At 64.4% G+C, this 20,708-nt stretch carries 17 protein-coding genes; 9 read left to right on the top strand and 8 right to left on the bottom strand.

From position 1 onward, the window contains the following. Positions 1-432 precede the first annotated feature (432 nt). Positions 433-591: a DUF3309 family protein gene (locus AAG813_RS12630; RefSeq protein ID WP_341915708.1), complete on the top strand. Its 159-nt coding sequence runs from the start codon at positions 433-435 to the stop codon at positions 589-591. 82 nt (positions 592-673) lie between these two features. On the opposite strand, the gene AAG813_RS12625 is transcribed toward AAG813_RS12630, so the two are convergent. The 3 genes from AAG813_RS12625 to AAG813_RS12615 all read right to left on the bottom strand — a co-directional run bounded on the left by AAG813_RS12625 (position 674) and on the right by AAG813_RS12615 (position 8,290). Further along, positions 674-2,902, bottom strand: a complete 2,229-nt coding sequence (locus AAG813_RS12625) for a tetratricopeptide repeat protein (RefSeq protein WP_341915705.1) — start codon at positions 2,900-2,902, stop codon at positions 674-676. A gap of 89 nt (positions 2,903-2,991) precedes the next feature. Continuing rightward, entirely contained in the window at positions 2,992-6,903 is a 3,912-nt protein-coding gene (hrpA, locus tag AAG813_RS12620; RefSeq protein WP_341915701.1) for an ATP-dependent RNA helicase HrpA, read from the bottom strand. A gap of 73 nt (positions 6,904-6,976) precedes the next feature. Then, a complete protein-coding gene (locus AAG813_RS12615) occupies positions 6,977-8,290 on the bottom strand; it encodes a diguanylate cyclase (protein ID WP_341915698.1) in 1,314 nt (437 codons plus the stop codon). Positions 8,291-8,475: 185 nt separating this feature from the next. Between AAG813_RS12615 and argA the strand changes: the two genes are divergently transcribed. Beyond that, positions 8,476-9,825, top strand: coding sequence for an amino-acid N-acetyltransferase (gene argA, locus AAG813_RS12610; RefSeq protein ID WP_341915695.1), 1,350 nt, complete (start codon positions 8,476-8,478; stop codon positions 9,823-9,825). A 20-nt stretch (positions 9,826-9,845) separates the two neighbouring features. On the opposite strand, the gene AAG813_RS12605 is transcribed toward argA, so the two are convergent. The 4 genes from AAG813_RS12605 to dsbD all read right to left on the bottom strand — a co-directional run bounded on the left by AAG813_RS12605 (position 9,846) and on the right by dsbD (position 13,888). Continuing rightward, on the bottom strand, positions 9,846-10,349 hold the full coding sequence (locus AAG813_RS12605; protein ID WP_341915692.1) for a GFA family protein: 504 nt from the start codon (positions 10,347-10,349) through the stop codon (positions 9,846-9,848). A gap of 129 nt (positions 10,350-10,478) precedes the next feature. After that, positions 10,479-11,246: a thiol:disulfide interchange protein DsbG gene (gene dsbG / locus AAG813_RS12600; protein WP_341915688.1), complete on the bottom strand. Its 768-nt coding sequence runs from the start codon at positions 11,244-11,246 to the stop codon at positions 10,479-10,481. Between the two features lie 6 nt (positions 11,247-11,252). Then, a complete protein-coding gene (locus AAG813_RS12595; RefSeq protein ID WP_341915684.1) occupies positions 11,253-12,089 on the bottom strand; it encodes a TlpA disulfide reductase family protein in 837 nt (278 codons plus the stop codon). A 2-nt stretch (positions 12,090-12,091) separates the two neighbouring features. Next, positions 12,092-13,888 (bottom strand): protein-disulfide reductase DsbD, encoded by a 1,797-nt coding sequence (gene dsbD, locus AAG813_RS12590; RefSeq protein ID WP_341915681.1) that lies wholly within the window; start codon positions 13,886-13,888, stop codon positions 12,092-12,094. Between the two features lie 109 nt (positions 13,889-13,997). On the opposite strand from dsbD, the gene AAG813_RS12585 reads away from it, so the two are divergent. Next, complete coding sequence (locus AAG813_RS12585; RefSeq protein WP_341915678.1) at positions 13,998-14,663, top strand: response regulator; 666 nt, start codon at positions 13,998-14,000, stop codon at positions 14,661-14,663. After that, positions 14,660-16,024, top strand: coding sequence for an ATP-binding protein (locus AAG813_RS12580; RefSeq protein WP_341915674.1), 1,365 nt, complete (start codon positions 14,660-14,662; stop codon positions 16,022-16,024). Before AAG813_RS12585 ends, AAG813_RS12580 begins: the two co-directional genes overlap by 4 nt. A 6-nt stretch (positions 16,025-16,030) precedes the next feature. Here AAG813_RS12580 and AAG813_RS12575 read toward each other — a convergent pair whose 3' ends face one another. After that, positions 16,031-16,696 (bottom strand): DsbA family oxidoreductase, encoded by a 666-nt coding sequence (locus tag AAG813_RS12575; RefSeq protein ID WP_341915669.1) that lies wholly within the window; start codon positions 16,694-16,696, stop codon positions 16,031-16,033. A gap of 238 nt (positions 16,697-16,934) precedes the next feature. Here AAG813_RS12575 and AAG813_RS12570 point away from each other — a divergent pair, with 238 nt between their 5' ends. The 5 genes from AAG813_RS12570 (at position 16,935) to AAG813_RS12550 (ending at position 20,706) form a co-directional block, all read left to right on the top strand. After that, entirely contained in the window at positions 16,935-17,372 is a 438-nt protein-coding gene (locus tag AAG813_RS12570) for an OsmC family protein (RefSeq protein ID WP_341915665.1), read from the top strand. A gap of 107 nt (positions 17,373-17,479) precedes the next feature. Next, entirely contained in the window at positions 17,480-17,728 is a 249-nt protein-coding gene (locus tag AAG813_RS12565; protein WP_341915662.1) for a DUF1272 domain-containing protein, read from the top strand. A 247-nt stretch (positions 17,729-17,975) separates the two neighbouring features. Next, positions 17,976-18,692 (top strand): alpha/beta family hydrolase, encoded by a 717-nt coding sequence (locus AAG813_RS12560; protein ID WP_341915659.1) that lies wholly within the window; start codon positions 17,976-17,978, stop codon positions 18,690-18,692. Then, the gene (locus tag AAG813_RS12555; RefSeq protein ID WP_341915656.1) at positions 18,667-19,329 is read left to right on the top strand and encodes a phosphoribosyltransferase; all 663 of its coding nucleotides are present in this window, start codon (positions 18,667-18,669) and stop codon (positions 19,327-19,329) included. Before AAG813_RS12560 ends, AAG813_RS12555 begins: the two co-directional genes overlap by 26 nt. Positions 19,330-19,350: 21 nt before the next feature. Then, the gene (locus AAG813_RS12550; RefSeq protein WP_341915651.1) at positions 19,351-20,706 is read left to right on the top strand and encodes an erythromycin esterase family protein; all 1,356 of its coding nucleotides are present in this window, start codon (positions 19,351-19,353) and stop codon (positions 20,704-20,706) included. Positions 20,707-20,708: the final 2 nt, after the last annotated feature.

Below are 20,708 nucleotides of genomic sequence, written 5' to 3'. Positions count from 1 at the left end.
CCACGTCTCCTCGCACCCGAACCCGCATTTATTTCCCCACCCGTCGGGCTGGGCCGAGGAGCGCAGCCGAAAGCGGATCAGGGCGAGCGATTGTCTGAGCGAAGCGAGTTCGAGCTCTACCCCGTTTTCGGCGAGCACCGCAGGCTGCCCCGGAGCGCAGCGCAGGGGACACAGACCATCGGGTCGCCTTTCTTTTCCTTAGGTTTCTTTGGCGAAGCAAAGAAAAGTAAGTCACCCGCCGGGGCGAGACCCTGCTTGTTGGCAAACTACAGACAGGCACATCAAGGTTAATGTCAGATCACCACGCACCAAGGCAGCGCGCGTGCCCCCCAAAAACTGTAGGAACTCCCTGACGGTGAGTCAGCGCCCCTTCCTGCTTGATCCAGCACAACCACAGGCAAGAATCAATGCATACATAACAAGGAGTTTTCCATGTCGATTTCAATGATTCTGCTCATCATCCTCATCCTGATTCTGGTCGGCGCACTGCCGACCTGGGGCCACAGCAAAAGCTGGGGTTACGGTCCCAGCGGTGGTTTGGGACTGATCGTCATCATCCTGATTGTGCTGCTGCTGATGGGCCGGATATAAATGCAGACTTCTTAAAAATGAGGGCTCAGACTTCATGGTCTGAGCCCTTTTTTTATCGTGCCATCGACGCCGACTGGTCTAGCTACAGCGCAAAGAACCGGCGTAAGTGCGCACCGATTTTTTTGAACACAGGGTCCCATACCTCTGCAACTTCCTGCCGGTAAAGCTTCGCGGACGGATACCAAGGGCTGTCATCACGCTCCAGCAGCCAGCGCCAGTCCGGATTAAAGGGTAATGCGATCCATACCGGTCGACCCAAGGCGCCGGCAAGATGCGCCACGCTGGTGTCCACAGTCACTATTACATCGACCAGAGCACACAGAGCTGCGGTATCGGTGAACTCATCGATATCTTCTTCAAAGTGCAGGATGTGAGGGTGCCGCCTCAAGGTTTCCCGATCCTCATCATGCAACTCCTTCTGCAGACTGATGTATTGAAATTCCACAGGCAGGAAGGGCAGCAGAGCGGAAAGCAGAAAGCTCCTGTTGTGGTCGTTTTTGTGCGTAGCACGCCCACTCCACACCAAGCCGACGCGGGGCCTGGTTTTTGCACCTAGGCGGATGGACCATTGCGCCGTCTTGCCCGCAGGGCTGGTCAAGTAGGCCTGACTGGCAGGAATATTATTCAGCCTGGTGCCCAAGGCCAGCGGCAGGCTCAGCAGGGGGCAGTGGTAATCAAAGGCCGAGCGCGGCTTGCCGCCGGCCACCAGTTCCGCAACACCGTCCAGGCCGGACATCAACTTCACCAGGGGCTCCTGAACCTCCAGTATCACGCGCGCGCCCGAATCACTCACCAGCTTCGCATAGCGGCAAAACTGCAGCGTGTCGCCCAGGCCCTGCTCGGCGTGCAGCAGGATGGTTTTGCCCTGCAGCGTTTCTTTGCCGAACCATGCCGGTTCAGCGAAACTGCGCACAGCTTTACGCATCCCCTCAACCTGCCAACGCCACTCGTATTTCTGCCAGCCCCGCTCAAGGTCGCCTGCCTGCAGGAGGCACAGCGCCTGATTCCAGTGCGCTGCGACATAGTCGTCCTTGAGTGCTATCGCCTTCTCGTAGCTTGCGATAGCCGGCAGCGCCTGTTTGAGTTCCCCTAGTGCGATGCCGCGGTTGTAATGCGCCTCGGCATAGCCGGGCTTGATTTCAATCGCCTTGTCATAACTTTCTACCGCCGCGCGAAGCTGACCCAGCTTTGTCAAGGCATTGCCACGGTTGCTGTAGGCTTCAAAATAGTCAGCACTGAATTCAATCGCCTTTTCGTAACTTTCAAGCGCCGCGCGAAATTGACCCAGCTCTATCAAGGCATTGCCACGATTGCTGTAGGCCTCGAAATAGTCGGGCCGAAGCGCGATAGCTTGATCGAAGCTGTTGATAGCAGCCTCTAGCTTGCCCAGCGCCCGCAGCGCATTGCCGCGGTTGTTGTAGGCTTCCGAGAAATTGGGTTGAAGCACAATTGCCTGCTCATAACTTTCAATGGCTGCCTCCATTCTGTCCAGCCCCCAGAGTGCCAGACCACGGTTATTGAACGCATCGGCGAAATCAGGCTTGAGGGCGATCGCCTGGTCAAAACTTTCAAGGGCCGCCTGGGCTTGTTGCAATGCCCCGAGCGCCCTTCCAAGATTGTTGTGCGCATCGGAAAAATCAGGTTTGAGCGCGATGGCCCGGTGGAGGCTCTTCAGCGCAGCGTCGGGCTGGTTCAGCTCACTCAGGGCATTGCCACGGTTGTTATGGGCCTCGGCGGAATCCGGCGAGAGCGCGATCGCCTGGTCATAACACGCCATGGCGGAAGTTAGCTGCCGCAGGCTGGCCAAGGCAACACCGCAGTTGATATGGGCGACGACAAAACCAGGTTGTAGTCTGATGGCCTGCTTGTAGCTTTCTACCGCCGCTGGCGCCAGCTTCAGCGCCCCCAGGGCATTGCCACGGTTGTAGTAAGCCTCGGCATAGTCCGGCTTGAGCGTGATGGCCCGGTCATAACTATCAATCGCAGCACGAGCTTGTTGCAGCTTTTCCAGAGCGGCACCGAGGTTGTTGTGCGCAAGGGCATTGGACGGATTGATCGCCACGGCTTTCCCGATCAACTCCACGGCCTCACTGTAGTTTTCCGTGTGTGCAGCTATCACGCCCAGCAAATGGAGCGCGTGGGCATGGCCGGGCTGGAGTTGTAGCACCTGCAGTAAGGCGTCCTGCGCCTGCGCAAACTGACCTTTTCCATAAAACGCAAACCCGTGATTGAAATGCACTTTCACTTCCGTCGAAGACAGATCTTTTGCCGCGGGGTGGGTCTCTGGCAGGGTTCCGGTCGCTGGTTCCATGGTGGGTGTCAATTTTGCAGTGTGGCCTTGTAGCAACAAGCATAACAAGCCCTGCGGGCAGCTGTCAGCCTGCGCTGAAAAGCCTGGCTTCAACCCACCAGTTGAAGCCAGGCTTTTTCAATCCGCTTGATGCTGACCGGTTGCGGCGTGCGCAGTTCCTGTGCGAAAAAGCTGACGCGCAGCTCCTCGAGCAGCCAGCGAAGTTCCTGCAGGCGCGCGTCCGTCGCGCCCTTGCGCTCGGCCACCAGGCGCCAGTAGCGTTGCTCCTGCGGCCGCAACTCGGCCAGGCGCGCCGCATCACGGGCCGGGTCGGCGCGCCACTTCTCCAGCCGCAGGGTGATGGCCTTGAGATAACGCGGAAAGTGCTGCAGCTGCGTGTAGGGCGTGAGCGTCAGAAAACGTTTGGGCACCAGGCGCTGCAGCTGCTGCGCCGCATCGGCCGCGGCCTCTGCAGCATTTTTCGTATCCTTGATCTTGCGCTGCGCCGCCGCAAACTCGACCAGGATGCTGGCCGCGAGCCGCGCCACTTCGCTGGCAATCAGCGTCAGGCGCCCGCGCCCGTCGTCGATGCGTTTTTTGAAGTCGGCCTCGTTGGTCGGCAATGGATCGAGCAAAAAGGCGCGGTCCAGCGCCACTTCGATGATCTGCTCGCGCAGCTCTTCCAGGGTGCCGCCGCCCGAGTTGTCGGCCGCGCGGCCGACCAGCATGTAGGCGGTGGCCATTTTCTGCAGCTCGGGCAAATTCTTTTCCAGGTACTTCAGCGCGTCCTTGATCTGCAGCGAAAACAGCCGCCGCAAGCCGGCGCGGTGTTTGGCGGCGGCCACGTCGGGCTCGTCGAAGACCTCGATGGTCACCGCGTCACCGAGGTCGATCAGCGCCGGAAACCCGATCAGTGTCTGCTTGCCCTTGCTGATCTCCATGAGTTCGGGCAGCTCGCCAAAACTCCAGCTGGTGTAACGCTCCGGCGTCCGGACCGTGGAAGCCTCCTGATTTGCTATGTTTTCAGGAGCTGCTTGCGCGCGTCCCTGCTGGGCTGCGGGCCGATTTGGCTCTGAATCCGGGCGTTCCTGCGGTGCGGCCCGTGTTTTCAGTCCGGCCAGCGCCTGGAAGGCACCGCGTGCCTGGGAGCCCAGCTCGCCCTTGAGCGCACCGAGGTTGCGGCCGGTGCCGAGCTGTCGGCCGTGTTCGTCGACCACGCGGAAGTTCATGAACAGGTGCGGCGCCAGCATGTCGATTTTCATGTCGCCACGCTTGATGTCCAGCGAGGTCGCGTCACGCACCAGCTTGAGCACCGCGTCCGTCAGTGAACCGGCGCCGAATTTTTCCGGCTGCAGCAGTTCGGCCGTGAAACGCGCCGCGGTATCGGGCAGCGGCACCAAGCGCGACCGCGGCCGCTGGTGCAGCGTCTTGATCAGCGCCTGGATCTTGTCCTTGAGCATGCCGGGCACCAGCCACTCGCAGCGTTCCTCGTTGACCTGGTTCAGGGCAAACAGCGGCACATCGACGGTGATGCCGTCCCTGGCGTCGCCCGGCTCATGCAGGTAGGTCGCCGTGCAATCGACACCGCCCAGGCGCAGGGTTTTCGGAAACGCCTGCGTGGTGATGCCGGCCGCCTCGTGGCGCATCAGTTCCTCGCGGCTCAGCAGCAGCAGCTGGGGCTGCTTTCTGACTTCGTCCTTGTACCAGTGTTCGCAGCCAGCGCCGGTGCAGATGTCGGCCGGCAGCTGTTGATCGTAAAAGGCGTAGATCAGCTCTTCATCGACCAGCACGTCCTGGCGCCGCGCCTTGTGCTCCAGGTCCTGCACCTGCTCGATCAGTTTGAGGTTGGCCGGCAGGAAAGGCAGCTTGGTGTCCCAGTTGCCAGCGACGAGCGCTTCGCGAATAAAGATCTCGCGTGCCGTGACCGGGTCGACACGGCCGAAATTGACGCGCCGGCCGTTGTAGATCACCAGGCCGTACAGCGTGGCGCGTTCCAGCGCCGTGACCTGTGCGGCCTTTTTCTCCCAGTGCGGATCCAGCAGCTGTTTTTTGAGCAGATGGCCGGCGACCTGCTCGACCCACTGCGGCTCGATGTTGGCGATGCCGCGGCCGAACAGGCGCGTGGTTTCGACCAGTTCGGCCGCCACAATCCAGCGGCCCGGCTTCTTGCTGAGCTTGGCGCCCGGGTGGCGGTAGAACTTGATGCCGCGCGCCCCCAGGTACCAGTCGTCTTCCTCGTTCTTGATGCCGATGTTGCCGAGCAGGCCGCAGAGCATGGACAAATGCAGCTGCTCGTAACTGGCCGGCTTGTCGTTGAGCACCCATTTCTGCTCACCCACCACCGCATGCAGCTGGGAATGGATGTCGCGCCATTCGCGCACGCGCCGGATGTTGATGTAGTTCTCTCTCAAGAGATTTTCGTACTGGCGATTCGTCAGCTTGTGCACGGCATCATGGCCGCCGCGCGCGTCACCGAGCCACTTCCACAGCTTGAGGTAGCCTGAGAATTCGCTTTTTTCATCGTCGAACTTCGCATGCGCCTGGTCGGCCTGGGCCTGCTTGTCCATGGGGCGGTCGCGCACGTCCTGCACGCTGAGTGCGCTGGCAATCACCAGCACCTCGTCGAGCGCCTGACGCTCTTTGGCTTCCAGGATCATGCGGCCCACGCGCGGGTCCAGCGGCAGCCGCGCCAGGTTGCGGCCCACCGGCGTCAGTTCGTTGTCGTCGTCCACCGCGCCGAGTTCGGCCAGCAGCTGGTAGCCGTCGGCAATGGCACGGCCTTGGGGCGGCTCGATGAAGGCAAAACTTTCGATGGTGCCCAGGTGCAGCGCCTTCATGCGCAAAATCACTGCCGCCAGCGAGCTGCGCAGGATTTCCGGATCGGTAAAACGCGGCCGACCCAGAAAGTCCTGCTCGTCGTACAGCCGGATGCAGATGCCGTCGGCCACGCGGCCGCAGCGCCCGGCGCGCTGGTTCGCCGCCGCCTGCGAGATCGGCTCGACCATGAGCTGCTCGACCTTGTTGCGAAAGCTGTAGCGCTTGACGCGAGCCGTGCCGGCGTCGATCACGTAGCGGATGCCCGGCACCGTCAGCGAGGTCTCGGCCACGTTGGTGGCCAGCACGATGCGCCGGCCGGTGTGGCCGTCAAAAATGCGGTCCTGCTCGGCCTGGCTCAAACGCGCAAACAGCGGCAGCACCTCGGCGTTGCGAAACAGCGGCTGGTGCGCCAGGTGTTTGCGCAGGTGGTCGGCCGCCTCGCGGATCTCGCGTTCACCGGGCAGGAAAATCAGGATGTCGCCGGCACTGTGCGGATTGCGCCAGAGTTCGTCCACACCATCGGCGATCGCGTTGTTGAGGTCGTAGTCGCGCGACTCTTCATACGGCCGGTAACGTTGCTCGACCGGAAACATGCGACCCGAGACCATGATGACCGGTGCCGGCCCCTTGCTCGACGCAAAGTAGTCGGCAAAACGTTGCGCATCGATCGTGGCCGAGGTGATCACCACCTTCAGGTCGGGCCGGCGCGGCAGCAGCTGGCGCAGGTAGCCGAGCAGGAAGTCGATGTTCAGGCTGCGCTCGTGCGCCTCGTCGATGATGATGGTGTCGTAGGCTTTCAGCAGCGGATCGGTCTGCGTCTCGGCCAGCAAAATGCCGTCGGTCATCAGCTTGACCGAGGCGTCACGGCTCAGCCGGTCCTGAAAACGCACCTTGTAGCCGACCACATCACCCAGTGGTGTCTTGAGCTCTTCGGCAATCCGCTTGGCGACGCTGGAGGCGGCAATCCGGCGCGGCTGGGTATGGCCGATCAGCCGGCCCTGGCCCGCCGGGTAATTGAGCTTGCCGCGCCCCATGGCCAGTGCAATCTTGGGCAACTGCGTGGTTTTGCCCGAGCCGGTTTCACCACAGACGATGACGACCTGGTGGGCCTGGATGGCGGCGGTGATTTCCTCGCGTTTGCCCGAGACGGGCAAGGACTCGGGGAAATCGATTTGCAAGGGCACGGACAAGGGGGGCGAGGACAAGGGGATGGGGCTCAAAACCACTGATTATCGGTGCTGGCGGGCGCCCGCCCGGCAGCAGGGCCAAGACCAGGCTTCAGGCGGTTTCCAGCACCGGCAGCTCGACCGCTTCGCCGCTGGCCTGGTCCAGCCAGGCCACCCGGCTGGCATACGACATGGCGGTGCGCGACATCGCCTTGCAGGCGGCCAGCACGCTCGAAGCCCTGGCCGCCGGGTCGGACACCAGCAACACGCCGACGCCGATTTCAGCCTGCCAGCGCGTTTGCTCGCTTTCACGACGTGCCGCGTCGAGGCTGGTGTTGAGAACCACCGATTTGGACAGACGGGCTTCCACCTGGTGCGCCAGCCGGATCAGCTGGCCGCTGTCGTTGCAGTCACGCAGCAGCAGCACAAAGCCGTCGCCGGAAAAGCGCCCCATCTCGACATGAGCCGGCACCGCGCGCCGCAGGCGCCCGGCACAGACAAACAGCGCGTGGTTGACCGCCGCCATGCCGTGCAGGCGCTCGAGCGCATAGAGGTTGCCTATGCTCACGACCATCACGCCAATACGGGCCATGGACCGGTCGGGCGCCGGCAGCACCTCGTCCGTCCAGCCCTCGGCCCCGTTGCCGCCATCCCCTGCGCGCGCGGCCTCCGGTCCGGCCGGCTCGTCCCGGCGGCGCCGGAAGATGTCGCCGACCATCTGCCCGGTTTCGCTGAGTGACCGCATGCGGGTCACCGGGTCGTAACTGGGGCCCATGGCCATGACGTGGTGCAGCTCGATCAGGTAGGAGTAGCGTGTCCACAGCGCCGCGGCCATGGTCACGAGGTAGGCGGTTCCGGCGAGCGCACTGACCGCATGCACCGGCCAGGGCTCCTGCCCGCGCGCCAGCGCGATCCAGCCCAGGCCGAGCACCGCCACCAGCATGAAAAACACACCGAGCACCGCTGTCCACGCCAGCCGGTCACCGCGGTAAACACTGCGCAGCGACACAGCCAGTGCGACGACGCCCAGCGTCCAGGCGAAACCGAGGCCCAGCACGAGTGAGGGCACCGGTGACAGCAGCCAGCCGGCCGCCATCACGCCCAGCACCAGCACCGTCAGCGCCAGCCGGGTGTGCAGCCGCGCCTTCTTGCCACGCAACAAGCCCAGGATGGAAAACAGCAGGTAAGCCAGAAAGCCCGAGACCAGCATCGCAATGTGCGCCAGAACCCGCGCCAGCGTGTTGTCATCGTCAATCGGCAGGCCCCCCAGAAAGGCGACCACGAAAAAACTCGAGGCGGTGGCCGACAGGCCGGCATTGAGCGAGATACGGTGCAGCGACAGGGCGAACGCGAGCGCCGACCCCGCCAGCATCAGGCCCGCCGTGCCGAAATAGACCCCCCAGAAACCAAACGCGAGTTTGTCCATGAATGGCCGCATTATCCGGTGAAACCACCGCTGCCAGCGGGCATCAGCGGCAGCCTGGCCGCGCCTGCCGCCGCGCCGCCCTGTCCCTTACACTCACTGCCATTGTGCGGAACGCTGCGGCTTTTGCCCGGTTTCCCCGCCCCTCCCGCCTGTTGTTCACCTTTCCCGACCCCGAAAGCGCGCCCATGTCCGCCGTCTTCAATTTCACCTTTGTTCCCTGGTTCCGTTCGGTGGCGCCCTACATCCACCTGCACCGCGGCAAGACCTTTGTAGTCGGCATTGCCGGCGAAGCCATTGCCGCCGGCAAACTGCAGCACCTCGCGCAGGACCTCGCGCTGATCCAGAGCATGGGCGTAAAAATCGTGCTGGTGCACGGTTTCCGGCCGCAGGTCAATGAACAACTGGCCGCCAAGGGCCACGAAGCCAAGTATTCGCACGGCATGCGCATCACCGATTCGGTGGCGCTCGACTGCGCCCAGGAGGCCGCCGGCCAGCTGCGTTACGAGATCGAGGCCGCCTTCAGCCAGGGCCTGCCCAACACACCGATGGCCGGCTCCACGGTGCGCGTGATCTCCGGCAACTTCATCACCGCCCGGCCGGTCGGCATTGTCGACGGCGTGGACTTCAAACACTCGGGCCTGGTGCGCAAGGTGGACACCAAGGGCATCATGCGCACCCTGGAGTTCGGCGCCATGGTGCTGCTCTCGCCCTTCGGTTTTTCACCCACCGGCGAAGCCTTCAACCTGACCATGGAGGAAGTGGCCACCAGCGTGGCGATCGAGCTGCAGGCCGACAAGCTGATCTTTGTGACGGAGATTCCGGGCATCCGCATCCACCCGGGTGAGCCCGAAAGCGAAGACAACCCGATCGACACCGAGCTGCCGCTGGCCACCGCCGAGAAGCTGCTCGCGCAACTGCCCAACGCCACCCAGCCCACCGACACCGCGTTTTACCTGCAGCACTGCGCCAAGGCCTGCAAGGCCGGCGTCGAGCGCAGCCACATCCTGCCGTTTGCGGTGGATGGCTCGCTACTTCTCGAAATTTATGTGCACGACGGCATTGGCACCATGGTGATCGACGAAAAACTCGAGAGCCTGCGCGAAGCCACTGCCGACGACGTGGGCGGCATCCTGCAGCTGATCGAGCCGTTTGAAAAAGACGGCACGCTGGTCAAACGCGACCGCACCGAGATCGAACGCGACGCCGACCTCTACACCGTGATCGAACACGACGGCGTCATCTTCGGCTGCGCCGCGCTCTACCCTTACCCGGAAGCCAAAACCGCCGAAATGGCGGCGCTCACGGTATCACCGCAAAGCCAGAGCCAGGGCGACGGCGAACGCATCCTCAAACGCATCGAGCAGCGCGCCAAGCTGATGGGCCTGGACAGCATTTTTGTGCTGACCACCCGCACCATGCACTGGTTCATCAAGCGCGGTTTTGTGCAGGTCGATCCCGAGTGGCTGCCGGAGGCACGCAAGCGCAAGTACAACGTCAACCGCAAGAGCCAGGTGCTGGTCAAAAAACTGACCTGAGGCCGCTGACCCCCACGCCCTCACCCCGGTGGTGGCACGGCTTTCGCCAGCATGGCCGCGCGGCGGGCCAGGCTGTCGGCAGGCCAGTACGCCTTGCGGTCGTAATAAGCCGCCACGGCCGGTGTGCCCGGCGGCAGGACCACCCAGGGCTGTTTGGACGCGGTGAAAATATGGATGTCCGGCGGCAAATGGTCGGGCTCGTCGAGCGTGCCGACACGCACAAAATGTATTGACGGCCCCGCACCCGCATAGTTGCTCCACAGCGCAATCCGGCATTGCGGGCAACGCGCAATCTTCTGGCCCTTGCCGCTGGCCGACGGGGTGTCCACCAGTTCGGGTTCGCCGGCCAGCAGCGTCACCCGGTCAGCCTCGATCATCGCGTTCAGCGCGAACGACGCACCGCTTTCGCGCTGGCACCAGCGGCAGTGGCAGCAGTGGACAAACAGCGGCGGCGATTCGAGGCGGTAGCGGATGGCACGGCAATCGCAGCCGCCCGGCAAAGGATAAGTGGAGGTGGTTTGCATATGCCCTCTCTAGCTTGCAAAGTCAGGCTTTCGCTGTCCGTACTGTCCGCAGAAGCGCCAAGCTTCGCTGCAATGCCTGTGTATAACACTACCACTACCACTTCCGCGCTGGCCGCCCCCTGGAGCAGCTCAGCGCGGTCCTAGCACGCGACTCAGCATCTCTGCCGACGGTGCACCCGACAAGGTTTTCAGATTGCCATCGGCGTCCTTGTAAAGTGTCGCCGGTGTGCCGGAAAAGCCCAGTTGCTGCATCAACTCCCGATTGGCGTCGAGTTGCGTGCGAACCGCGGGCGGGATTTGATCCAGGGGCTTCACGCCGCCGCTGCGGTGTTGCTGCTCATGCTGCATCAGTGCGGCCTGCGGATCCTTGGCAGACAGGAGGGCTGCCGCCTTGCCCTGACTGGTGGGGCCGAGGATGCCCACGATGACGTGGCGCAGCTGAACCTTGCCGGCCGTCACCCAGGGCCTGGCCTCGCTCCAGAACTTGTTGCAGTAGGGGCAGTTGGGGTCGGTGAAGGTGTAAATGATGCGCGGGGCATTTTTGGCGCCATCGGCAATCCAGGTGCTGCCCTCCAGCTGCTTCCAGATTTTCGCAGTCAGGGGTTTGGTCACAAGCCGGTTCAGCGGTTCCTGGCTCAGATCGACGCCATTTGCATCGATCATGGCGCCGACGATGGCCTGTTTGCCGTCGGCGGTCAGGTAGATGGACAGCGGCTGTTGCTCGACCATGGCGGCATAACCGGTCACGCCGCCGGGCGCGTCGAAGGTTCCGACCACCTCCACCCCCTTGGCTTCCAGCGCCTTGATCGGTGCGGGCCAGTCTTTGGCCTGTGCGCCCATGGCGATGCCGAGCAAGCCCAGAACAGCTGAAAATTGAATTGCTGATTTTTTGATCATGGGAATCTATTCCTTGGTTGAGAAAGTGGTACGCGTGCGCAATGGGTTTAACTTGTTGGCCAGCGAGGCGGCCGACAACTCGCCGAGGTGGGTATCGGCCAGTTGTCCGCCGGCATCGTAAAAAAGCGTGGTCGGCAATCCGCTGGAGCCGACCGCGCGGCCCAGCTCGGCGCCGGGGTCGAGCACCACATTGGCAAGATTCAGCGCGCTGGCGTCCAGGTAACGCAGGGCGGTCGACGCGTCTTCGCTCTGATTGGCAAAGACAAAAGTGACCCCGGTTTCCTGCTGCTGGGCCTCGGCGAGGACGGGCATTTCGCGGCGGCAGGGAGGGCACCAGCTGGCCCAGAGGTTGACCACCATGGGCTGGCCCCGGGCGAGCGCAGCCAGGTCTGTCGGCTTGCCTGCCAGCGTTGTCAACGCTACGGTTGGCAGGGCCGGTCGGGGGGCGTTGTCGAAGGTGCCGAGCACCCCCGACATCGCCGCCCAGGCCAGCGCACCGGCACTCAGGCCCATGGCCAGCGGTTTGCGCAGCGCCTCGTGGCGCCAGCCGTGCCAGATCGCCAGCAGCAAGGCCGCCGTCAGACCGGCCCACGGTGAAAAGCCGCCGTCGCGAATGTCCAGGATGGACCACGGTGCTGCACGGTACAGATCGAACCATGTCGCGACGAAGGCAATGCGCGCGACCAGCAGACCGGCCCACACCATGTCGGACAGGACATTGACAGTGCCCGCTTTGCGGCGCCGCCCGGCCAGGTGGCCGACCCCGGCCGCCACCCCCAGCGACACCAGCACCAGCAGATGGCTGACCTGCAGGGAGAGGGGGCCCAGTTGAACGTTGAGCATGCTCAGCCTCCCTGCTTCGCACGCGCCAGACGCGCAAGAAATTCGTCGGCATCGAGTTCGCCGATGATGCGCTCTGCTCGGCGTTCCCGGCCATCGGGGCCGATCAGCAACATGGTCGGCGGTCCAAGCGCCTGATGGGCGCGCATCAGCGCCTGATCGTCCGGGTTGTTGGCCGTGACGTCGGGGCGCAGCAATTGCATGCCGTCCAAAGCCTGTTGCACCCGCGATTCGGCGAAAACCGTGCGTTCGATCACATGGCAGGACACGCACCAGTCGGCGTAAAAATCCACCAGCGTCCATTGCCCGCGCTGGCCGGCCTCGGCGATGCGGGCTTCGAGCGCCTGCTGCGTCTTGACCGGCTGGAATCGGGCCATGAAGTTATTGCCAGGCGCCGCCTGCGCGGGCGTGATGGCTTTTGCCGGGAAGGCCAGCGGTTGCAGGGGATCCTGCGAGCCTCCGGCCGCGCCTATCACCATCGCCCCACCCCACAGCCCAAGCAGAAACGCCAGGTAACGGGACATCCAACGTCCACGGCCCAGGCCCAGCTTGCGGCCAAGCGCCAGCAAACTCAATGCGACGGCCAGCAGCCAGGCACCCCACAAGCCCAGCGTCAGCGCCGCAGGCAATACGCGCGCCACGAACATGATGGCGGTGCCCAGCAGGACAAAGCCGAACACCGCCTTGACCCGGTCCATCCAGTGGCCGGGACGCGGCAGCAACCGCGCGCCCAGTGTGCCCACCAGCAACAGCGGCAAGCCCATGCCCAGACCCATGGCAAACAGGGCCAGGGCGCCGGTCACCACATCGCCGGTATTGCCGATATACAGAAGCGCGCCAGCCAGGGGCGCCGTCATGCAGGGGCCGACCAGCAGCGCCGACAGCACGCCCATGGCGGCGGCGCCGGTCAGCGTGCCGCCACGCCGGCCCTGACTGGCGCTGTTCAGGCGGTTGCGCAGCACAGCCGGCAATTGCAGTTCGTAAAATCCGAACATGGCCAGCGCCAGCACGACAAACACCAGACCGAAGGTGCCGAGCATCCAGGGGTTCTGCAACACGGCCTGCAGATTGGCGCCCGCCAGCGCCGCCAGCGCCCCGACGCCGGCGTAGGTCAACGCCATCGGGAGCACAAAGGCCAGCGACAGGACAAAACCACGCCGGGGACTCGCACCGCTGCCTGCGATCAGGCTGGAGAGAATCGGCACCATCGGCAGCACGCAGGGCGTGAACGTCATCAACAAGCCCATGCCGAAAAACACGGCAAGCATCCAGCCCAGATGGACGCGCGACAGGCGTTCGGCCAGGTCCTGGTCTTCGCCCAATGCTCCTGATGCGCCTGGGGGCGCCGGAACCTGGCGGGTCGTGGCCGGGCCGGCCGAAGCAGCGGGCGTTGCCGGAATATTCGCCAGATCGACACGCCGGGTTTGCGGCGGGTAACAAAGACCCGCATCGGCGCAGCCCTGCCAGCCTATGGTCAGCGCACTGGCATCGCTCGTCCTGAGCAGGACCTTCACCTGGTCGTGATAAACCTCGCTCTTGCCGTAGGTTTCATCGGTCTTGGGCGTGCCGGCGGGCCACACGACCTGCAGCGCACCACCGGCGGGATCGGCTTGGACCTTCATTTGCTGGCGGTAAAGGTAGTAACCCTGGCCGATATCCCAGTTCAGCCGCACCTGGCCGTCGCCATCCCGGCTGACGTTCAGGCGAAAAGCCTGATCCACCGGCAGGAATTCCGGCTCGGCATGCGCCGGCAGCGCCCCCAACACGGTCAGCATCACGATCAAATACAACAAACGCAGCATGAATGCCTTCACATCAAATGAAGCACCCATCTTTGCGTGCCCGGATTAAGGCTGCGTTAACGCCGGGATAATGAAAGGCTTGGATACTATCCGGCATGGAGGACAGGCCATGCGCGTGTTGCTGATTGAAGATGATGAACTCATTGCCCACGGCATCCTGGCGGGTCTGCGTGCGCATGGCCTGACGGTCGATGGCGTGCGCACCGCAGCACATGCCGAAGCCGCCTTGGCAGCCGCCCATTGTGATGTGGTGATTCTTGACCTCGGACTGCCCGACGAGGACGGCATGCGCCTGTTGCAACGCCTGCGGGCCAAGGGCATGACGCTGCCCGTTCTCATCCTGACAGCGCGCGATGCCGTGCAGGACCGTGTCGCCGGGCTGCGCGCCGGCGCGGACGACTACCTCCTCAAGCCTTTCGATCTCGACGAACTGGTGGCCCGCCTGCAGGCCTTGCTGCGCCGGGCCGCCGGACGCAGCGTGGATGTCATAGAGCACGGGCCGCTGCGCCTGGACCCGGCCAGCGGTGAAGTCTCCCTGCACGGCCGCGCGGTCGCCCTGTCACGGCGCGAACTGGCACTGCTGGCCGCTTTGCTGCATGCGGGTGGACGCATCCTGAGCCCCGACCAATTGAAAGACAGTTTGTACGATTTCAGTGAAGAGATCGAAAGCAACGCCCTCAATGTGCATATCCATCATTTGCGGCGCAAGCTGGGTGCCGATGTGATCGAAACGGTGCGCGGCGTGGGTTACCGGTTCAGTGCGGGGAACACATGACGCTTCGGCTGCGCCTGTTGCTGATGATCGGCATCTCCATGATCCTGCTGTGGGGCGCCGTCGCGCTCTGGATGCTGCACGGTCTGGACAAGGAAATGCAGCGCGCGCTGGATCAGCGGCTTGCGATGTCGGCCCACATGGTGGCCGGGCTGATGTCGCAGAACCCCGCCGCCTGGGATGGCCGCAGCGGAAAAGCAGGCCCGTCCACCTTGAGCATGCCGGTGGCGGCCAAAGGCCTGGCGTGCCAAGTATCCCTGCGCGGCGAGGTGATCGCGCGTACGCCAGGCGCTACGGCTGAGTCTCTCGCAACGGCCGTCCTCGGTTTTTCGGAGCGTGAGCTCAGGGGGGAACACTGGCGCAGCTATACCCTGGAAACAAATGGTTTGCGCGTTACCACGGCTGACCGCCTGACCGAACGGGATACGCTGCTGCGCAATGTGACGGTTGCGGCGGCCACGCCCTTTGTCGCCGCCCTGGTCGGCAGTCTGCTGGTACTGTGGTTCGGCGTTGGAAGTGGCTTGTTGCCGCTGGAGCGTCTGCGACAGGTGCTGGCCAGCCGGACGCCCGACGCATTGACCCCGATTCAGAATACCCCCGTCTCGCCTGACCTGCTGCCGCTGGTCAACACCCTGAACCATTTGCTGGCGCGCATGAGCGAGACCATCAGCCGCGAACGCCGTTTCACCAGCGATGCTGCGCATGAATTGCGCACGCCGCTCACCGCGATCAAAACGCATCTCCAGGTCACGCGCATCACCCAGGGCAAGGACGCCGAGGTGGCGATGGATTACGCTGAAGAGGGCGTGGCGCGGCTTCAACACACCCTTTCCCAGTTATTGACGCTGTCGCAGGTCGAGGGCGCCTTTTCGTGGGAGGACGGCTCGGTCGCCGATGCCGACGAAGTGGCGCGCCTCGCAATGCGCGACGCCGCACCCCATGCGCCCGAGCGGATCACGCTCGACAGCGACGGCATCGGTGCCGAGCTGGCGCTGCCCCAGGCGCTGGCGGTCACCGCGCTGCGCAACCTGCTGGACAACGCCTTGCGCCATTCGCCTGCATCCAACAGCGTCAGGCTGGAAATACGCAACTCGCCGCAAACGGTCAGCTTTCACATCTTTGATCGCGGGCCGGGACTCAGCGAGAACGAACTGGCACTGGCGACGCAACGATTCTGGCGGCGCCGGTCAGGCCGGGGCAGCGGCCTGGGCCTGTCCATCGTCGCCGCCATTGTTGAGCGTTTTTCCGGATCGTTTGAACTGCGGCAGCGCCCCGACGGCGGACTGGAGGCCCAACTGACGCTTCCGCGCATTCAATCCGCATCGGCAGAACAGGCCCCCCTGTCTGAAAAACCTGCAAGCTGATGCGCTTCAACCACCTGCCGCGATCTGGCGCAGGGCCTGCTCGAACACCTCGGCCGGCTGGCCGCCCGAGATCAGGTGTTTGTCATTGATGATGACGGCCGGCACCGCGTGGATGCCCTGCTGCAGGTAGAACTGCTCGCGTTGACGCACGGCGTCGGCGTAGTCGTCCGAGGCCAGAATGGCCTTGGCCCGCATGATGTCCAGGCCGACCTCGCCGGCCACGCGCGCCAGCACCTCGTGCGAGCCAGGGCTCTCGCCGTCGGTGAAATAGGCCTTGAACAGCGCTTCCTTCAGCGCCATCTGGCGCCCTTCCCCTTCTTCCTCGGCCCAGTGCAGCAGGCGGTGGGCATCAAAGGTGTTGTAGATGCGGCTGCGTTTGTCCATGCTGAAGGTGAAACCCACGTCCTGCCCGCGCGCGCGGATCATCTCGCGGTTGCGTTGCGACTGCTCGGGCGTGGATCCGTACTTTTCAGCCAGATGTTCACCGATGTCCTGGCCTTCGGCCGGCATCTGCGGGTTCAGCTCGAAGGGCTGGAAGTGCAGCTCGGCCTGGACCTCGCCGGAAACCCGGCCCAGCGCGTCTTCGAGTGCCTTGAGGCCGATCACGCACCAGGGGCAGGACACGTCGGAGACGAAATCGATTTTCATGGGAATCAGGGTCGGGGTGCTCATGAGCTATGTCTTTCCAGGGCCGGGGCCCTCCGGAGTTGAAACGGGGCGGATGCGATGAAACCCGATGGTAATGACTATCGAAAAAACCCGCAGGCGACGCTGGGCCGGCGTCGTTTGTAGGAACCGGCAACGCCTTGCTGGGGGCGATGTCTCACGTCCTCCGTCCTGTTCCGGGATGACAGTCAGGCTTGCCGTGCCAAAACGTGCACGCCCCTCCCCAACCGATGAAAGAAACACCATGACTGAAAAAACCGCCAGCGTCCATTGGGAAGGCCAGGGCAAACAAGGCCAGGGCCAGATCAGCACCGACACCGCCGCACTCCAGGCCTACCCCTACGGCTTCGGCAGCCGTTTTGAAGACGACCGGAAAGGCACCAACCCCGAAGAGTTGCTGGGTGCCGCACACGCCGCATGCTTCACCATGGCCTTTTCATTCGCCTGCGACAAGGCAGGATTTGCTACCGAAGAGGTAGACACGCAGGCCGCGGTACGGCTGATGCCGCAGGGTGAAGGATTTTTGATTGACCGCATTGTGCTGACCCTGAAAGCCAGGGTGCCGGGCATCGACGAAGCCAAATTCCAGCAAATTGCCAAAGCCGCGAAACGCGATTGCCCGCTGTCCAAAGCGCTGGCCAGCGTGCCGCAGATTGAATTGACCGCCACCTTGCTGAAGTAAGCAAGGGGACGCCCGGGGTGACGCCAGTCTTTCCCGGGCAGGCGGAAATGTTCGAGAATGCGCAGCAGGTGCCACGCCCCGCCCATCCGCTTTGAACAGGACACGCCATGCTCGAACTCCGCCCCAACTGTGAATGCTGCAACAAGGACCTGCCCAACGAGTCCCCTGACGCCCGCATCTGCACCTTCGAGTGCACCTTCTGCAGCGATTGCGCCAGCAACAAGCTCCACGGCCTTTGCCCCAACTGCGGCGGAGAACTGGTCGCGCGGCCGCGCCGGCCCGCTGGCAAACTCGCCCGCTATCCGGCCTCCACCGAGCGGGTCTTCAAGCCCGCCGGTTGCCTGGCCACGGAATAAGCAGCCCGCCCTCGGTTTCTTCTGTTTCTTCTGTTTCCTCTGTCGTGTCGTCGTGGGCGCACGGTCGCCACGCCAGAGGCTCCTGATTTCATAGCTGCTTGCGCCCGTCCCTATTGGGCTGGCGCCTGTTTTTGCTCTATATCAAGCAGCTGGCATGGCCAGGCCCGTCTGACCGTCAAATAGGACTTGTCTGATGGCAGGCCGCGCCGCCCAGGACTATGGTGGGCTTCTCTCAACGGAGATGTCCATGAACCGTCCCACCTCAGCCCCGGCGAGCCGCGAAGTCCGCATTCCCTGCGGCGAAACCTGGCTGTACGGCGACCTGGTCCTGCCGGCCGGGGCCAAGGGCTTGGTGGTGTTTGCCCATGGCAGCGGCAGCGGCCGGCACAGCGCCCGCAACCGCCAGGTGGCGCAAAAACTCCAGCAGGCGGGCATTGCCACCCTGCTGTTTGACCTGCTCACCGTGCAGGAAGAACAGGTCGACATCCACACCCGCGAGCACCGCTTCGACATCTCCCTGCTGACCGGGCGCATGCAGCAGGTCACCGAGTGGGTGGCGGTGCAGCCGGACCTGCAGCACGCCCCCATCGGCTACTTCGGCGCCAGCACCGGCAGCGCGGCGGCGCTGATTGCCGCGGCGCGGCTCGGCAAACGCATTGCCGCTGTGGTCTCGCGCGGCGGCCGCCCCGACTTGGCCGGCCCGGTGGCGTTGGCGGCGGTCACCGCGCCCACGCTGCTGATCGTGGGCGGCGACGACGAGGATGTGATCGCGCTCAACGAGCAGGCCTACGCCCATTTGCATTGCGAAAAACGGCTGGCCATTGTGCCGGGCGCCACCCACCTGTTCGAGGAACGCGGCACCCTGGAGCAGGTGGCCGAACTGGCGGCCGACTGGTTCAGCGCCTGGCTGGCTCCCGCCAGACACCCGGGGGTTCACCATGAGAGACACACGCCTTCCCTATGAAGACCGCCGCGAGGCGGGCCGCGTGCTGGCCGACGCGCTGGCGCACTACCGCGGCCGCCCCCACCTGCTGGTGCTGGCCCTGCCGCGCGGCGGCGTGCCCGTGGCTTACGAGGTGGCGCGCGCCCTGAAGGCGCCGCTGGACGTGTTTGTGGTGCGCAAGCTCGGTTTTCCGGGCCATGAGGAATACGCCATGGGCGCCATTGCCAGCGGCGGCGTGCGCGTGATGAACCCGATGCCGGGCATGCACGTCACGCCCGAAGAGGTGGCTGCCGCGGTGGCACGCGAGCAGCCCGAGCTGCAGCGGCGCGAGCGGCTTTACCGCGGCCAGGGACCGGCGCCCGAGCTGCGCGGCCGTACGGTGATCGTTGTGGACGACGGGCTGGCCACCGGCGCGACCATGCACGCCGCGCTGCTGGGCATCCGCCAGCAGCAGCCGGCCCGCCTGGTGATGGCGGTGCCGGTGGGCGCCGCGGACAGCTGCGAGGCACTGCAGGGTGTGGCCGATGAAGTGGTCTGCGTCGCCACGCCCGAGCCGTTTCGCGCCGTCGGCCTGTGGTACCGGCAGTTTCCGCAGACCAGCGACGACGAGGTGCGCGCGCTGCTTGAAGACGCCCGTGAACACGCGCCCTCCCCCTGACAACCCACGAGGACCCCTGCCATGACCCCGCAGCATTCCACCCTGCACACCGACACGGCCCTGCTCGAGGGCCTGCGGCAACACCTGCACCCCCTGACCGGCAGCGCGCACGACTACGACGGCCTGCTGCGGCTGATCGGCCCGGCGCGTTTTGTCCTGCTCGGCGAAGCCTCCCACGGCACGCGCGAGTTCTACCAGGAGCGCGTCAACATCACGAAACGCCTGGTCACCGAAAAAGGCTTCACCGCCATCGCGGTGGAGGCCGACTGGCCCGACGCCTGGCGCGTCAACCGGTATGTGCGCGGCCTGTCCGACGACCGCAACGCCGGCGACGCGCTGTCGGGGTTTGAACGGTTTCCCGCCTGGATGTGGCGCAACACCGTGGTGCGCGATTTTGTGGAGTGGCTGCGCGAGTACAACGCCGGGCGCAGCGCTGCCAGCCAGGTCGGCTTCTACGGCATGGACCTGTACAGCCTGTTCACCTCCATCCAGGAGGTGCTGGCCTACCTGGACCGCACCGACCCGCCGGCGGCAGAACGGGCACGTGAGCGCTATGCCTGTTTCGACCACGCGGCCGAAGACAGCCAGGCTTACGGTTACGCCGCCAGTTTCGGCCTGGCGCCCAGTTGCGAAGACGAGGTGGTGCAGCAGTTGCGCGCCATGACCCGGCGCTTCGGCCAGTTGCCGCCCACGCCCGGACTGGAGCGCGACGAGATGTTTTACGTCCAGCAGAACGCGCGCCTGGTGCGCAACGCCGAGGAGTATTACCGCACCATGTTCCGCGGGCGCGTGTCGTCCTGGAATCTGCGCGACAGCCACATGGAAGAAACGCTGCAGGCGCTGGACCGCCACCTGGGCGCCGGCGGCGTGCCGCCGCGCATGGCCGTGTGGGCGCACAACTCGCACCTCGGCGACGCCGCCGCCACCGAAATGGGCGACCGCGGGGAATGGAACGTGGGCCAGCTCGTGCGTGACCGCCACGATGGCGACGCGGTGCTGGTGGGCTTCAGCACCCACCATGGTTCGGTGACGGCCGCCTCGAACTGGGACGAACCGCCGCAGCACAAGCGGGTGCGCGCCGGCCTGCCCGGCAGCTGGGAGGCGCTGCTCCACCAGACCGGGACCCCCCGTTTCTGGCTGAACCTGCGCGACAACGCCGCGCTGGGCGAACTCACGGAACCGCAACGGCTGCAGCGCGCCATCGGCGTGATCTACCGGCCCGAGACCGAGCGCCAGAGCCACTACTTCCACACCCACCTGAGCCAGCAGTTCGACGCGCTGATCCACATCGACGAAACCCACGCGCTGGAACCGCTGGACCGCGGCCCGGTATGGCACACCGGCGAGGCGCCCGAGACCTTTCCCTCGGGTATGTGACG

Origin of the sequence: Polaromonas sp. YR568 (genome assembly GCF_943371715.1) — a bacterium.
Classification (GTDB): domain Bacteria; phylum Pseudomonadota; class Gammaproteobacteria; order Burkholderiales; family Burkholderiaceae_C; genus Polaromonas.
The sequence above is the reverse complement of the archived record's forward strand: the minus strand, read 5'-3'. Positions and strand labels throughout refer to the sequence as shown.